This window comes from Nocardioides sp. TF02-7, assembly GCF_022437945.1.
In the GTDB taxonomy this organism is placed as follows: Bacteria; Actinomycetota; Actinomycetes; order Propionibacteriales; family Nocardioidaceae; genus Nocardioides.
In genome coordinates this window covers 4,030,895-4,045,331 of record NZ_CP092535.1, presented here as the reverse complement: position 1 = coordinate 4,045,331, position 14,437 = coordinate 4,030,895, and the positions used below count along the sequence as shown (strand labels likewise).

At 73.0% G+C, this 14,437-nt stretch carries 13 protein-coding genes and 2 pseudogenes; 5 read left to right on the top strand and 10 right to left on the bottom strand.

The genetic code is table 11. From position 1 onward, the window contains the following. Positions 1 to 22 precede the first annotated feature (22 nt). The 5 genes and pseudogenes from MF408_RS20945 to MF408_RS20925 all read right to left on the bottom strand — a co-directional run. Positions 23 to 1,177: pseudogene (locus tag MF408_RS20945) on the bottom strand (lipid-transfer protein); the annotation flags it as partial. A gap of 23 nt (positions 1,178 to 1,200) precedes the next feature. Beyond that, positions 1,201 to 1,485 (bottom strand): MaoC/PaaZ C-terminal domain-containing protein, encoded by a 285-nt coding sequence (locus MF408_RS20940; protein WP_275693508.1) that lies wholly within the window; start codon positions 1,483 to 1,485, stop codon positions 1,201 to 1,203. A gap of 99 nt (positions 1,486 to 1,584) precedes the next feature. After that, the gene (locus MF408_RS20935; protein ID WP_240252092.1) at positions 1,585 to 1,980 is read right to left on the bottom strand and encodes an OB-fold domain-containing protein; all 396 of its coding nucleotides are present in this window, start codon (positions 1,978 to 1,980) and stop codon (positions 1,585 to 1,587) included. A 531-nt stretch (positions 1,981 to 2,511) separates the two neighbouring features. Then, positions 2,512 to 2,937, bottom strand: coding sequence for an acyl-CoA dehydrogenase family protein (locus tag MF408_RS20930; RefSeq protein WP_240252091.1), 426 nt, complete (start codon positions 2,935 to 2,937; stop codon positions 2,512 to 2,514). Between the two features lie 253 nt (positions 2,938 to 3,190). Then, positions 3,191 to 4,624 (bottom strand): annotated as a pseudogene (locus tag MF408_RS20925) (acyl-CoA dehydrogenase); the annotation flags it as partial. A 580-nt stretch (positions 4,625 to 5,204) separates the two neighbouring features. Here MF408_RS20925 and MF408_RS20920 point away from each other — a divergent pair. Both MF408_RS20920 and MF408_RS20915 read left to right on the top strand, forming a co-directional pair. Next, positions 5,205 to 6,005, top strand: coding sequence for an alpha/beta hydrolase (locus tag MF408_RS20920; RefSeq protein WP_240249266.1), 801 nt, complete (start codon positions 5,205 to 5,207; stop codon positions 6,003 to 6,005). A gap of 21 nt (positions 6,006 to 6,026) precedes the next feature. After that, positions 6,027 to 7,679, top strand: coding sequence for a DHA2 family efflux MFS transporter permease subunit (locus MF408_RS20915; protein WP_345893784.1), 1,653 nt, complete (start codon positions 6,027 to 6,029; stop codon positions 7,677 to 7,679). A gap of 61 nt (positions 7,680 to 7,740) precedes the next feature. On the opposite strand, the gene MF408_RS20910 is transcribed toward MF408_RS20915, so the two are convergent. Further along, positions 7,741 to 9,738 (bottom strand): acyl-CoA dehydrogenase family protein, encoded by a 1,998-nt coding sequence (locus MF408_RS20910; RefSeq protein WP_240249265.1) that lies wholly within the window; start codon positions 9,736 to 9,738, stop codon positions 7,741 to 7,743. Between the two features lie 53 nt (positions 9,739 to 9,791). Between MF408_RS20910 and MF408_RS20905 the strand changes: the two genes are divergently transcribed. Further along, positions 9,792 to 10,460: a class I SAM-dependent methyltransferase gene (locus tag MF408_RS20905; protein WP_240249264.1), complete on the top strand. Its 669-nt coding sequence runs from the start codon at positions 9,792 to 9,794 to the stop codon at positions 10,458 to 10,460. On the opposite strand, the gene MF408_RS20900 is transcribed toward MF408_RS20905, so the two are convergent. From MF408_RS20900 to MF408_RS20885, 4 genes are read right to left on the bottom strand one after another with little or no spacing between them, the layout of a single operon-like run. Next, a complete protein-coding gene (locus MF408_RS20900; protein WP_240249263.1) occupies positions 10,431 to 11,576 on the bottom strand; it encodes a prenyltransferase in 1,146 nt (381 codons plus the stop codon). The two genes, MF408_RS20905 and MF408_RS20900, sit on opposite strands and share 30 nt — an antisense overlap. Continuing rightward, positions 11,569 to 12,339 carry a methyltransferase domain-containing protein gene (locus tag MF408_RS20895; RefSeq protein WP_240249262.1) on the bottom strand — a complete coding sequence of 257 codons (771 nt, stop codon included), beginning with the start codon at positions 12,337 to 12,339 and terminating at the stop codon, positions 11,569 to 11,571. The genes MF408_RS20900 and MF408_RS20895 overlap by 8 nt, the downstream gene beginning before the upstream one ends. After that, complete coding sequence (locus tag MF408_RS20890; protein WP_240249261.1) at positions 12,326 to 12,964, bottom strand: glycosyltransferase; 639 nt, start codon at positions 12,962 to 12,964, stop codon at positions 12,326 to 12,328. Before MF408_RS20890 ends, MF408_RS20895 begins: the two co-directional genes overlap by 14 nt. Continuing rightward, positions 12,955 to 13,578 (bottom strand): glycosyltransferase family 4 protein, encoded by a 624-nt coding sequence (locus MF408_RS20885; RefSeq protein ID WP_240249260.1) that lies wholly within the window; start codon positions 13,576 to 13,578, stop codon positions 12,955 to 12,957. Before MF408_RS20885 ends, MF408_RS20890 begins: the two co-directional genes overlap by 10 nt. A 247-nt stretch (positions 13,579 to 13,825) precedes the next feature. Here MF408_RS20885 and MF408_RS20880 point away from each other — a divergent pair, with 247 nt between their 5' ends. Together MF408_RS20880 and MF408_RS20875 are read left to right on the top strand one after the other, a co-directional pair. Beyond that, on the top strand, positions 13,826 to 14,284 hold the full coding sequence (locus tag MF408_RS20880; RefSeq protein WP_240249259.1) for a TetR family transcriptional regulator: 459 nt from the start codon (positions 13,826 to 13,828) through the stop codon (positions 14,282 to 14,284). Beyond that, entirely contained in the window at positions 14,190 to 14,435 is a 246-nt protein-coding gene (locus MF408_RS20875; protein WP_240249258.1) for a hypothetical protein, read from the top strand. The genes MF408_RS20880 and MF408_RS20875 overlap by 95 nt, the downstream gene beginning before the upstream one ends. The last annotated feature ends 2 nt before the right edge of the window (positions 14,436 to 14,437 follow it).

Sequence of the window (14,437 nt, the reverse complement as noted above, 5' to 3'; positions counted from 1 at the left end):
CCCGGCTGCGGTCGGGCACGGCTCAGGCGTCGGCGGCGAGCACCAGCCCGCTGGTCGGCACGCCGGTGCCCGCGGTGACCAGCACGTGGTGGGCGTCCGGCACCTGGTTGACCGACACGCCGCGGATCTGGCGCACCGCCTCGGCGACGCCGTTCATGCCATGGATGTAGGCCTCGCCGAGCTGACCGCCGTGGGTGTTGAGGGGCAGCCGCCCGCCGATCTCGATCGCGCCGTCCTTGACGAAGTCCGGCGCCTCGCCGCGCCCGCAGAAGCCGAGCTCCTCCAGCTGCATCAGCACGTACGGCGTGAAGTGGTCGTAGAGCACGGCCGTCGGGATGTCGGCCGGGCCGAGCCCCGACTGGCGCCACAGCTCGCGGGCGACGACGCCCATCTCCGGGATGCCGATGTCGTCGCGGTAGTAGGAGGTCATCACGAACTGGTCGCGCCCGGAGCCCTGCGCGGCCGCGGCGACGTACGCCGGCAGCTGGGCCAGGTCGCGCGCCCGTTCCGGGGACGTCACGACGAGCGCCACCGCCCCGTCGCTCTCCTGGCAGCAGTCGAGCAGGTGGAGGGGGTCGACGATCATGCGTGAGGCCTGGTGGTCCTTGAGCGAGATCGGCCTGCCGTAGAAGAACGCGGCCGGGTTGGTCGCGGCGTGCCGTCGGTCGGCGACGGCGACGCGCCCGAAGTCCTCCGAGGTGGCGCCGTGGTCGTGCATGTAGCGGCGGGCCTGCATCGCGACGGTCGCGGCGGGGGTACCGAGCCCCATCGGGTAGGTCCAGGCGTTGTCGAGGCCGTTGGTGTTGACCTGCGTGGCGGCGGCGACGGAGACCTGCCCGAAGCGGGAGCCGGAGCGCTCGTTGAACCCGCGGTAGGCGACGACGACGTCGGCGACCCCGGTGGCGACCGCCATCGCTGCCTGCTGCACGGTGGCGCAGGCGGCGCCGCCCCCGTAGTTGATGCGGCTGAAGAACCGCAGCTCCGGGATGCCGAGCTCGCGGGCGACCGCGATCTCCGAGGACGTGTCCATCGTGAACGTCGTCAGCCCGTCGACGTCGGCGGGCGTCAGGCCGCAGTCGGCCAGCGCGTGCTGCACGGCCTCGACCGACAGCTGCAGCTCGGACCGGCCGGACTCCTTGGAGAACTCGGTCGCGCCGATGCCGACGATCGCCGCCTTCCCGCTGAGCCCGCTCACGCCGTTCACACCGCCACCCGCACCGTGCCGGTCACGTGGGCACCGAGCGACACCGTCCCGACGACCTCGATCGTCGCCACGTCGTCGGCGACGTCGGTGACGGTGCCGGTGAATGTGAGCGTGTCGTAGGGGTACGCCGGCGCGCCGAGCCGGATCGCGATGCCCCGGAGCCGGCAGTCGTGCCCGACCCAGTCGCTGACGAACTTCTCGACCAGCCCGTTGGTCGTGAGGATGTTCATGAAGACGTCCTTCGACCCCGCCGCCTGCGCGGCGTCGCGGTCGTGGTGCACGTCCTGCCAGTCCCGCGTCGCGATCGCGCTGCTGACGATCGTCGTGGGGGGTCAACGGCAGGCTCCACGCGGGCACCTGCTGCCCGGCCGCCAAGGTCCTCATGCTCGCCTCCACACCGGAAGGGTCAGCTCGTCGTCGACCCTGTCGAAGTCGACCCGCAGCCGCATCCCGATCTCGATCGCCACGTCGTCCTGGTCCGCGACCCCGGCCACCTCGCCCACCATCCGCACTCCTTCGTCGAGGTCGACCAGCGCGATGACGATCGGCAGGTCCTTTCCCGGCACCGGTGGATGGCGGTGGACGACGTAGGAGAAGACGGTGCCGAGCCCCGAGGCGACGACGTAGCCCCGGTCGAGCGCGCCGCAGTCGGGGCAGGCCGGTCCGGGCGGGTGCCGCAGCACTCCGCACGCGTTGCAGGTCTGGACCCGCAGCTCGCCCTTCTGCGTGCCCTCCCAGAAGTACGCCGAGTCGCGGTTGACCACCGGCCGGATCATCGGCGCTCCCCGGGACGAACTTGAGGACGCGGAAGAGCATGGTCGCCACCAGCTCGCTCGTGCCGTCGGCGTGGTCGACGTACCAGCGGTTGCGGGACGTGACGAAGTAGCCCACGCCCATCGCGGTCCGCTTCGGTCCGACGACCGCGTCGAGCGCGGTGGTGACCCGCGGGTGCTCGCCGACCCGGAGGTAGCGCTCGTAGGTCTGCTCGCAGTTGGTGCCGAGCACCGCGGTGAAGCCCTCGTGCGTGAGGACCTCCATCATCGCGTGCAGCGGGTCGTCGTCCGGTCGTCGCCGGCCGAGGCCGGGCATGGTCCACACCTGCGCCATCGAGGGCGGCGCCTCGCCGTTGCGGAAGCGTTCGTTGTCGTAGCCGATCGCGTCCAGCCAGGTTCCGATCGTCGGCTGGTTGACGGGGTACGGCGCGACCGTCTCCGACGCCTCGCCGAGCGCGCTGATCCGCTCGGCCTCGGCCATGATGCGCGCGTGCCGCTCGGCCTCGACGAGCTCGACCACGGGGTCCGCCGCGCTCACCGCGGCACCCTCGGCAGGCCGAGGCCGAACATCGCGATCAGCTCGCGCTGGACCTCCTGGACCCCGCCGCCGAAGGTGAGGACGAGGTTGCGCTTGGCCTGGGCGTCGAGGTAGTCGAGCAGCTCCTTGGTCGCCGGCTCCCCCGGGTCGCCGTGGCGGTGCACGAGCGCGATCAGGTCGGCCAGCAGGTGCTGCACCTGGTCGGAGGCGAACACCTTGGTCGACGAGGCGTCGGCGACGTCGAGGTCGCCCGCCGCGCCGGCGCGCGCGACCGCCCAGTTGAGGAGCTCGTTGACCCGGACGACGGCGGTCGCCCGGCCGAGCAGGCCGCGGACGTCCGGCTCGTCGCGCACGCCGGCCGCGTCGGCCCACCGCACGACGCGGTCGCGCAGGCCCTCGATGCGGCCGGCCGGCCCGAGCATCACCCGCTCGTGGTTGAGCTGCGTGGTGATCAGCCGCCACCCCTGGTTCTCCTCGCCGACGAGCATGTCGACCGGCACCCGCACGTCGTTGAAGTACGTCGCGTTGACGTGGTGCGAGCCGTCGGCGGTGATGATCGGTGTCCAGCTGTAGCCGGGGTCGGTGGTGTCGACGATCAGGATCGAGATCCCCCTTGTGCTTGGGGGCGTCGGGGTCGGTGCGGCAGGCCAGCCACACGTAGTCGGCCTGGTGGCCGCCGGTGGTCCACAGCTTCTGGCCGTTCACGACGTAGTGGTCGCCGTCGCGCCGCGCCGTGGTGCGCAGCGAGGCGAGGTCGGTGCCGGCGTCGGGCTCGCTGTAGCCGATCGCGAAGTGCACGTCGCCGGCGAGGATGCGTGGGAGGAACATCGCCTTCTGCTTCTCGGTCCCGTGCCGGATGAGCGTCGGTCCGACGGTCTGCAGCGTGACGGCGGGCAGGTGCACGTCGGCGTACTGCGCCTCGTTGGCGAAGATCGTCTGCTCCACCTCGCCGAGCCCGTGGCCGCCGTACTCCGTCGGCCAGCCGACGCCCATCCAGCCGTCGTCGCCGAGCCGCTTGACGAGCTTCTGGTACGTCGGGCCGTGCCGGTCCCAGGCACCGGTCGGGTCGGGGTCGGCGATGTCGTGGAACTCCTCGGCCACGCCGCCGAAGTAGTCGCGCAGCCGCGCCTTGAGCGCCCGCTGGTCCTCGGTCAGCTCGAGGTTCTTCGACGCAGGGTCCTCGACCGGCACCTGCGCGGCCGTCGTGTCGAGCGCGTGCGCGAGGTCGGTGCCCCAGGTGGTGTAGCCGACGAGCGGGTAGGTCACGTCGACGCCCATCCCGCCGTGCAGGTGGTGGCAGGTGCGGAAGGCGACCGGAGCGACCTGGCTGGCCCAGTACGCCGCGACCGCGAGGTCGTCGGTCGCCGGGAGGCCACCGGCGACGCGCCACACGGCGTTGTCGGCGGCGAGGTCGAGGGTCCGGCTGACGACGTAGACGTCGGCCATCTGCAGGGACACGGCCTGGAACTCCGCGAGAGCGCGGCCGAACTGACGGCGCTCCTTGACGTAGCCGGCGGTGAGGTCGCGGGCGCCGGCGAGCACGCCGGCCGCCGTGACGGCGAGACCGGCCCGGGCGACGTCGGCCAGGTGGGCGGCGGCGCCGTCCTCGAGCGGCTCGGCCGGGGCGCCGTCGAGCACCACGGTGAAGATGGGCGTGTTCGACGCCGAGCTGGCCGGCAGCAGCGTCACGCCGGGGCCGTGCGGGTCGACGACGGCGACGACCTCGCGGTCGCCGGCGCGGGCGGTGACGAGGAGCCGGGCGGCGGTGTCGGCGTAGGAGACCGCGGTCTTGCAGCCGCTCACGGCGCCGTCGGACCACGTCGTGGCCGCACCGCGCACGTCGCGCAGCGCGGGCGTGAGCACGGCGCCGTCGACGACGGCCGGCAGGAGCTCGTTGCGCTGGGCCTCCGTGCCGTGCGCGGCGAGCGTGAGGGCGGCGCAGCAGAGGGTCTCCCAGGCCGGCAGCCGGGCGGCCCGGCGGCCGGCCTCGCGCAGCAGCACGGCGACCGCCTCGAGGCCGAGCCCGTCGCCACCGAGGTCCTCGGGAACGGGCAGCGCCGTCAGCCCGGCTGCCTGCCACGCCTCCCAGTCGCCCCCTCGGTCGAGCACCTCGGTGACGACCGACCGCACCGCGCTGATCGTGTCCGCGTCCACGCCCAGAACTGTAACGTGTTCTAGAACGGACCGCAGCGGGCGCGTCGGTGGCTGGTCGTTAGCCTTCGTCGCATGGGCAAGGGCTTCCTCGCACGCCAGGCCGTGACCGCGGCGCTGACCGCCAACGCGATCCGGCCGCTCAACGGTCCGCGGAGCGGCATCCCGGCGTTCGTCGCCGGGTGGCTGACCGGCGAGCTGGCGCCGCAGGTCCTCGGCCTCACGGTCGCCGACGCCGCGGCCCACGCGGTCGGCCGGCGGCGCGACGTGCCCGGACTCGCGCTGGCGGGACTGAGCATCGCCGGCCTCGGCTACTTGGTCGCGCAGAGCCGCCGGGCGGTCGACGTGGCCGAGCGGAGCCTGGTCGAGGGCCTCGGCGTCGACTACGTCGAGCAGCTCGACGCCAAGCCGACGCCGGCCGACCTCGCCGTGCCGCTGCGCAGCGTCGCGAACCCGTTCGCCTTCCGCCGCTCGGCCCGCCGGCTGGGGGTGACCGTGCGCAAGGACATCTCCCTACGCGCCCTGGGGCAGGCGCGGCATGCTCGACGTCTACACCTCCGACCGGACGCCCACCTCAGGCGCGCCGGTCCTGCTCCAGGTGCACGGCGGCGCCTGGGTGACCAGCAGGAAGGAGGAGCAGGGCCTCCCCTCATGCAGCACCTGGCCGCCAAGGGGCTGGGTCTGCGTCGCCGTCAACTACCGGCTCGCACCGCGCGATCCCTGGCCGGCGCAGATCGAGGACGTCAAGCGGGCGATCGCCTGGGTCAAGGACAACATCGCCGACCACGGCGGCGACCCCGACTACCTCGCGATCACCGGCGGCTCCGCCGGCGGCCACCTCGCCGCCCTCGCCGCGCTGACTCCGAACGACCCGGCTCTCCAGCCCGGGTTCGAGGACGCGGACACCTCCGTCCAGGTCGCCGTCCCGCACTACGGCGTCTACGACCTCGCGGGCGCCAGCGGCATCCGCCACGTCGAGGTCATGCGGGACACCCTGCTCGCCAAGCACGTCATGCAGGTGCCGTACGCCGAGGCGCCCGAGGTCTACGAGGCGGCGTCGCCGCTGCTGCGGGTCACCGCCGACGCGCCCGACTTCTTCGTCGTCCACGGCGCGGTCGACACCCTCGTCGGCGTCGACCAGGCCCGGCAGCTGGTCGCCCGGCTGCGCGAGGTCTCGAAGCGGACGGTGGTCTACGCCGAGCTGCCCGGCACGCAGCACGCGTTCGACGTCTTCCCGTCGATCCGGTCGCAGCACGTCGTCCACGCGATCGACCGCTACCTGCACTGGCACTGGAACACCTGGCGGCGCGAGCAGACGAGCACGCCTGCCTCCTCCTGACCGCCGCCCGCGGCGCGGCAGGTGATCGAGAGCACACCTCGTTCCGACGAAAGTCGGATGCCCGGCGTCGGTGGCCTTCACTACCGTTGCCCGGTGACTTCGGCGCCTCCTCATCCCGACTCCCCCGCGACCCCCGACAAGCTCGACAAGGGCGTCCTGCTGACCGCAGGCGTGGTCGTGCTCGGCGCGATCATGTCCATCCTCGACATCACCGTGGTGTCCGTCGCCCTGGAGACCTTCCAGCGCGAGTTCGACGCCACCTCCGCCGAGGTGGCCTGGACCATGACCGGCTACACGCTCGCGCTGGCGACGGTGATCCCGTTGACCGGCTGGGCTGCCGACCGGTTCGGCACCAAGCGGCTCTACCTGCTCGCGGTGCTGCTGTTCGCGGTCGGCTCCGCCTTGTGCGCGGTCGCCGACAGCCTGGCGACGCTCGTGGCCTTCCGGGTCGTGCAGGGCCTCGGCGGCGGCATGCTGATGCCGCTCGGCATGACGATCCTCACCCGGGCCGCCGGCCCCGAGCGGGTCGGCCGGGTGATGGCCGTGATGGGCATCCCCATGCTGCTCGGCCCGATCTTCGGCCCCATCCTGGGCGGCTGGCTGATCGACGCCGCCAGCTGGCACTGGATCTTCCTCATCAACCTGCCGATCGGCCTGGCGGCGATCGTCTACGCCGCCGTGGTGCTGCCGCGCGACCACGTCGAGCCGTCGGAGACCTTCGACTGGCTGGGCGTCCTGCTGCTCTCGCCCGGTCTCGCGGCGTTCCTCTACGGCATCTCCTCCATCCCGGCCGCCGAGGAGGAGCACGGCACCTGGTGGACCACCGAGGTCGTGCTGCCGGCCGTGCTCGGCCTGCTGCTGGTGGCGGCGTTCGTGCCGTGGGCGCTCAGCGGGCGCAACCGGCACCCGCTGGTCGACCTGCGCCTGTTCCGCAACCGCACGATGACCGTGGCGGTGGTGGCGATGTCGCTGTTCGCGATCGCCTTCTTCGGCGCCGGCCTGCTGTTCCCGCTCTACTTCCAGCAGGTCCGGGGCGAGGACGCGCTCGCCGCCGGCGCGCTGCTGGCCCCGCAGGGCATCGGCGCGATGCTGACGATGCCGGTGGCAGGCGCGCTCGTCGACCGGATCGGGCCGGGCAAGATCGTGCTGGTCGGCATCGCCGTGATCACCGCCGGCCTGGGCCTGTTCTCGACGCTCGACCACGAGACGTCGTACCCGTTCCTGCTCGGCGCCCTGTTCATCATGGGTCTCGGCATGGGCTGCACGATGATGCCGATCATGACCGCGGCGCTCGCCACGCTCCGCGAGCACACGATCGCGCGCGGCTCGACGCTGATGAACATCGTCCAGCAGGTCGCGGCCTCGATCGGCACGGCGGTGTTCGCAGTGCTCCTGACCAACGGCATCAAGGACCGGGTGGACCCGGCGGCGCAGGCGCTCGCGGCGGCCGGCGACGACCCGGAGGCGCAGGCAGCGGTGCTGGCCGAGCTCGGCATCACCCCCGAGCAGGCGGCCGAGCTGGTCTCCCAGGTGCCGGTCGACTCGGCGATCGCCTACGGCGACGTGTTCCTCGTGGCGACGGTGATGACGGCGGTCGTGCTGGTGCCCGCGCTGTTCCTGCCGCGGACCAAGCAGGTGCACGCGGCCGGCGCCCCGGTCGTCCCGACCCACTGACCCGGCCCACTGACCCGGCGCTCCGACCGAGCGTTGGCCGGCCCCGCACCCGCGGGGCCGGTCAGCGCGGCAGGCCGAGGATCCTCTCCCCTGCGACGTTGCGCAGGATCTGGGTGGTGCCGCCGGCGATCGAGAGGCAGCGGGTGTTGAGCAGCTCCCACACGTCGGCGGCGACGCCCTCGTCGTCGCGGTCGGGCGCGCCGGCCGTCGCGATCGCGTCGCCCTGGAGCTCGACGACGAGCTCGGCGGCCGACTGACGGCTCCGGACGCCGAGCAGCTTGGCCACGCTCGACTCCGCGCCGGGACCGTGGCCGCCGAGCGCGCGCAGCGTGGTCCGCACGCCCAGGAGGCTGCAGACGGTCGAGAGGGGCGACCGCGTGGCCGACCCGTGCCGCCACCACCGGCTCGAGGCCGGCTGCGGCGAGGGCGACCGCGCGTTCGACGCTCTTGCCGAGCCGCGCGCTCGCCATTGCCACCCGTTCGTTGGCCAGGGTCGTGCGGGCGAGCCGCCAGCCGTCACCGGGCCGACCGACGACGCAGTCGTCGGGCACGAGGACGTCGTCGAGGAACACCTCGTTGAAGAGCGCCTCCCCGTGATCTCGCGCAACGGCCGCACCTCGATGCCGGGCGAGCGCATGTCGACGAGGAAGTAGGTGATCCCCTGGTGCTGCGGGACGTCGGGGTCGGTGCGGGCGAGGCAGATCGCCCAGTCGGCACGCTCGGCCATCGACGTCCAGACCTTCTGCCCCGACAACGACCAGCCGCCGTCGACCCGGGTCGCCCGGGTGCGCAGCGACGCCAGGTCGGAGCCCGAGCCGGGCTCGGAGAAGAGCTGGCACCACAACAGCTCCCCGAGCAGCGACGGCCGCACGAAGCGCTCGCGCTGCGCGTCGGTGCCGTGCTGCAGGATCGTCGGCAGCGCCCAGCCCGCGATGACGAGGTCGGGCCGCTCGATCCCGGCGCGGGCGAGCTCCTGGTCGATGACCAGCTGGGTCACCGGGTCCGCGCCGAGACCGTGGGGCGCGGGCCAGTGCGGCGCCAGGTAGCCGGCCTCGGCCAGCGCCGCGCGGCGCGCCTCGTCGGGCAGCGCCGCCACCCGCTCGACCGTGGCCCGGACCTGCGGGCGCACGTGCTCGTCGTGCCCGCCGAGGTCGACCTCGACCCGGCGGCGTACGCCGGCGACGGCCGCCGCGGTCAGCCGGGCGGCCGCCACGTCGGAGGGTCCGACCAGCGACCGCAGCGACAGGGCGCGCCGCAGGTAGAGGTGGGCGTCGTGCTCGAACGTGAAGCCGATGCCCCCGAGGACCTGGATGCACGACTTCGCGACCTCGACGGCACCGTCGAAGCAGACCGCCTGCGCGACGTCGACGGCGTAGGACCACTGCTCGGTGTGCCCGTCGGCCGCGCACGCCGCGTCCCAGGCGGCCGCGGTGACGGCCTCGGCGGTCTCGAGCATCTCCGCGCACAGGTGCTTGACCGCCTGGAACGACCCGATCGGCCGGCCGAACTGCTCCCGGACCCTGGCATGCTCCACGGCGGTGTCGAGACACCACCGCGCCACGCCGGACGCCTCGGCGGCCGCGAGCGTCACGGCCGTGAGCCGCACCCGGTCCGCCTCGCCGCCGGACGAGCCCGGGCCGACGGTGGCGGCGGTCGCTGCGGCGTCGGCGTCGGCGTGCCGCGCGCTCAGGTCGATCCCCAGCGTCCCGCCGCCGTCCCACACCGCACCACCGGGGCGCACCTGCACGGCGTGCCGTCCGGGGACGCCGCGGACCAGGGAGCCCACGGCCGCGCCGAGCAGCCCCCCGGGCAGCAGCTCGTGGGCGCAGGCCTCGAGCGCGACCGCCTGGTCGAGCACCGTGCCCCCGCCGCCCCCGGCGGCCTCGGGCACGCCGATCGCGTGGACCCCCATCTCCTCGATCGCGCCCCACACGTCGTCGAACCGGGCGTCCGGGTCGCCCTCCGCCGCGCGCACCGCCGTGAGCGGCGCGAGGCTGGCCGCCCACTTGCGGGTGCTGGCGGCGAGCTCGACGTGCTCGTCGGTGATCCCGATGGACATCGCGCTCCTCGGTCGAGAACTAGAACGTGTTCTAAGACTACTAGAGTCGACGGGTGACCGACACGATGCCGGACGACCTGCTCGCGCACGCCCTCGCGGCCAAGGGGTTCATGCCGCCGGACGAGGGCGCGCTGCTCCACCGCGTCGCGCGCGAGCGGCTGCCGTTCGGCCCGGCGCTCGAGGTCGGCACCTACTGCGGCAAGTCCGCGATCTACCTCGGCGCCGCCGCCCGTGAGGTCGGCGGCCCGCACGGCACCGTCTTCACCGTCGACCACCACCGCGGCTCGGAGGAGAACCAGGCGGGGTGGGAGCACCACGACCCGTCCGTCGTCGACCCCGAGCTCGGGCTGATGGACACACTGCCGACGTTCCGGCGCACGATCGCGCGCGCCGGCCTCGAGGACCGGGTCGTCGCCGTCGTCGGCCGGTCGACGACCGTGGCGGCCCACTGGCGGACGCCGCTCTCCCTGCTCTTCATCGACGGCGGGCACGGCGAGCAGCCGGCGCGCGACGACTACGAGTCCTGGGCGCACTGGGTCGTGCGGGACGGGCTGCTCGCCGTCCACGACGTCTTCCCCGACCCCGCGGACGGCGGCCGGCCGCCGTACGAGCAGATCTACCTGCCGGCGCTGGCGAGCGGTGCGTTCGAGGAGGTCGACGCGGTGGGCTCGATGCGGGTGCTGCGGCGGGTGTCAGGCGCCGCGGGCGACCGACTCGGCTGAGCACGCGCACTCCAGCGCGAGCTCCTCGAAGTGCGGGGCCAGCGACGTGCCGCGCATGATGCCCGACCCCGGCGTGCTGTGGCCGAACGTCTCCCCCAGCGCGTCGACGGCCAGCACGACCGCGGCGGCGGTGTACGTCGTGTGCTCGTTCGGCCAGTAGACGTCGCGCGCCTCGCCCTCGGGCCGGGGCCGCGCGGGATCGTCGTAGACCCAGCCGGTCCAGTACCTGCCGCCGTCGCCACGCAGGTGCTGCACGTCCGCGAGCAGCCGGCGCGCGCGCCGGTGGTCACCGATGGCGTCGAGCGCCATGACGAGCTCGCAGGTCTCCGCGCCGGTGACCCAGGGGTTGGTGTCGACGCAGTGGATGCCGAGCCCCGGGACGACGAAGTCGTCCCAGCGCGACTCCAGCAGCTCGAACGCGTCGCGGCCGCGCACCGGGCCGCCGAGCACCGGGTAGTACCAGTCCATGGAGAACGTGCTCTTGTCGGCGAACAGGTCGCGGTGGACCCGCACCGCGTGGCCGAGCCGGCCACCGGCCAGCTCCCACTCCGGCTGCGGGTCGCCCATCAGGTCGGCGAGGGCGACGCCGGCCCGCAGCGAGTGGTAGATGCTCGCGTTGCCGGTGAGCAGGCAGAAGTCGTCGACCGGCGTCCACCGGATGCCGCCGAACGGCTCCTGCAGCGACACCACCCAGTCGAGGGCCGCGCGCACGGTCGGCCAGAAGCGCTGGACGAACGCGAGGTCGCGCTGCACCAGCCAGTGGTGCCAGAGGCCGACGGCGAAGTACGCCGACATGTTGACCTCGCCGCGGTCGTCCTCGACCGCGCCGTCGACGATCTTCATCGGGAACGACCCGTCCGCCCGCTGCATCGTCGGGATCCACGCGTAGGCCCGCTCGGCCGCGGCGACCTGGCCGCCCACGAGCATCGCCATCGCGGCCTCGACGTGGTTCCAGATGTCGACGTGCTCGCCGACGGTCCACGGCACGGCGCCGCACGGCTCCTGCATGGCGGCGATCGAGGCCGCGGTCTCGGCGACGTCGACCGCGGTCAGCACGCCGTCGACGTACGGCAGCCGCGCGAGTGGCACCTCGCAGGCCTCGGCCACGTCAGGCACTCTGCGCCGTCTCCTCGGCGGCGTGGGGCTTGCGGAAGTACAGGACCATGCTCTTGCCGATCAGCGGGTCGAGCACCTTGCCGGCGAGCCGGAGCGGGAGCGGGTTCTTGACGATCTCCCACACCAGCAGCCGGTGGTAGGCCTTCGCCAGCGGATGACCGTCGTTGTCGACGCCGACGGCGCACTTGATCCACCAGTACGGCGAGTGCAGGCCGTGGGCGTGGTCCTTGCCCTCGAAGATCATCGCGTCGCCCGGCGTGCCGTCGTTGGGCCGGCCGCCCTTGGTGACCTTGTCGACCAGCTCGTGGTCGGTGTAGATGCGGATGTGACCGCCCTCGGCGTTGTGGTAGTCGGCCGAGAGCTTCCAGTTGATGACCTCGGGGAGCCAGCGGGGCACCGAGATCGCGAGGGTCCCGCCGGGACGCAGCACCCGGACCAGCTCGCGGATCGCGTCGACGTCGTGCGGGATGTGCTCGAGCACCTCTGCCGCGACGACGCGGTCGAACTCACCGTCGCCGAACGGGAGCGCGAGCGCGTCGCCCTGCTTGACGTCGGCCTCCGCCCCGGCGGGTACCTCGCCCGCCTCCCTCATCGCCGCGAACAGGTCGCTCACCTTGGCGAGCTCGTCGGCATCCATGTCGAACGCCACCACGTCGGCGCCGCGGCGGTAGAGCTCGAAGCTGTGGCGACCGGCGCCGGCGCCCATGTCGAGCACCCGGTCGCCCGGCCGCAGCCCGAGCCGGTCGAAGTCAACGGTCAGCACGGGCGCGCTCCTCCTCGAAGTCGTCGATGACACTCTGGTAGGCCGCCGCGACCTTCTGGGCGACGGCCCGCCAGCTGAACAGCTCCTCGACCCGCCTGCGTCCGGCGGCGCCCATCCGGGCTCGTCGCTCCGGGTCGTCCAGCATCCGCTCGAGCGCGGCGTAGAGCTCGCCGACGTCTCCCGGCGTGACCTGGTCGGCGCACTCGCCGTCGGGACCGACCACCTCGGGGATCGCGCCGGCGCGGGAGACGACCAGGGGCGTGGCGCAGGCCATCAGCTCGGCGGTGGGCAGCGAGAAGCCCTCGTAGAGCGACGGGACGCAAGCGACCTCGGCGGACCCCATCAGCGCGACCAGCTCGTCGTCGGTCAGCCCGCTGGCGAACCGGACGGAGTCGGCGATGCCGAGCTTGTCGATGAGCTTCTCGGTGCGACCGCCCCGCTTGGGGCTGGTGACCAGCACCAGCTCGACGTCGCGCTCGACACGGAGCTTGGCGAACGCCTCGAGCAGGGTGCCGATGCCCTTCATCGGCGCGTCGGCACTCGCCATCGCCATGATCCGGCCCGGGACGCGCGGTTGGGTGGGTGGCACGAAGTTGTCGTCGACGCCGAGGAGGATCACCTGCACGCGCGCGGGTCCACCCCGAAGTCGCGCACCATGTCGCGCTTCGAGGCCTCCGACGGCGTCAGGATCCAGCGCGCCTTGCGCGCGACGTGCTTCTGCATCCGGAGGAAGCCGTACCAGCGGCGCAGGGTCAGCTTGCGCCACGGGTTGCGGGTCTGGGCCAGGTCGATCCGGCGGTCGAAGGTGATCGGGTGGTGGATCGTGGTCAGCATCGGCAGGCCCAGCTTCTCGATCTCGAGCATGCCGTGGCCGAGGACCTGGTTGTCGTGGACGACGTCGAAGTCGTCGACCCGGTCGCGCAGGAGGCGGGCGACGCGTCGGCTGAACGTGCGCGGCTCCGGGAACCCGGCCGTGCACATGATCGCGAACTCCTGGACGTCGATCAGGTCGCGGAACTCGCGCAGCCCCGGCACCCGGAACGGGTCGGGCTCCCGGTAGAGGTCGAGGCTGGGCACCTTCGTGAGCCGCACGCCCTCGTCGAGCTCGGGGTAGGGCTGGCCGGAGAACACCTCGACCGTGTGGCCCAGCCGCGCCAGCTCCCGGCTCAGGTGACGCAGGTAGACGCCCTGGCCCCCGACGTGCGGCTTGCTGCGGTAGGACAGCAGTGCGATCCGCATGCCCCCACTCCTCTCCCTCATCCCGGCGCTGGCTCGTGGCGCTGAGTCGCGGCGCCGAGCTCCGAGGCGGAGCGCGGCAGGTCGAACTGGAACGTGTTCCTATCATGGTCGACGTCCCAGTAGCCTATAGAGGGCGGCCCCACCACCACCGACCGGTGAGCCGTCCGACCCCACCAGCGGGCTCGGGTGCGCATTCCAGCGACGTGACGCCCACTCCGACCGCGAAACCCGTCGTACAGGAGAGGTAGTGACCACCCCTCAATCGCTGACGACCGACGAGCCCGGGAGCGCCGCACAGCGCGACCGCCGCAAGCGGATCCTCGACGCCACCTACCAGCTCGCCAAGGAAGGCGGCTTCGACGCCGTGCAGATGCGCGCGGTCGCCGAGCAGGCCGACGTCGCACTCGGGACGCTCTACCGCTACTTCCCGTCCAAGATCCACCTGCTCGTCTCCGCCCTGGCCCGCCAGCTCGGCGAGGCGCAGCAGCGGCTGCAGAGCCGCGAGATCCCCGGCGACACGTCGGCCGACCGGGTGCTCTACGTGCTCAAGCGTCTCACCCGCGGCATGCAGGGCGACCCCCCGGCTGACGGAGGCGCTCACCCGCGCGTTCATGTTCGCCGACAGCACCGTCGCCGCCGAGATCCACACCGTCGGGATGTCGATGACGTCGATCGTCACCCACGCCATGCACGGCACAGCGGCTGACGACGACGCGATCACCGACGAGGACGTGGTGCTCGCCCGCGTGATCGGCGACGTCTGGCTCTCCGCCCTCGTCGCGTGGGTGACCGGCCGCTCCACGGCTCCCGAGACGGCGCAGCACATGGAGACCGCGGTCCGGCTGATCCTGCGCTGAGC

Bases quoted from the DNA above. Each gene is read 5' to 3' on its own strand.
- MF408_RS20935 (WP_240252092.1), bottom strand. From the start codon at position 1,980: ATGATCCGGCCGGTGGTCAACCGCGACTCGGCGTACTTCTGGGAGGGC.
- MF408_RS20930 (WP_240252091.1), bottom strand. From the start codon at position 2,937: ATGCTCGGGCCGGCCGGCCGCATCGAGGGCCTGCGCGACCGCGTCGTG.
- MF408_RS20920 (WP_240249266.1), top strand. From the start codon at position 5,205: ATGCTCGACGTCTACACCTCCGACCGGACGCCCACCTCAGGCGCGCCG.
- MF408_RS20910 (WP_240249265.1), bottom strand. From the start codon at position 9,738: ATGTCCATCGGGATCACCGACGAGCACGTCGAGCTCGCCGCCAGCACC.
- MF408_RS20885 (WP_240249260.1), bottom strand. From the start codon at position 13,578: ATGCGGATCGCACTGCTGTCCTACCGCAGCAAGCCGCACGTCGGGGGC.
- MF408_RS20875 (WP_240249258.1), top strand. From the start codon at position 14,190: ATGTTCGCCGACAGCACCGTCGCCGCCGAGATCCACACCGTCGGGATG.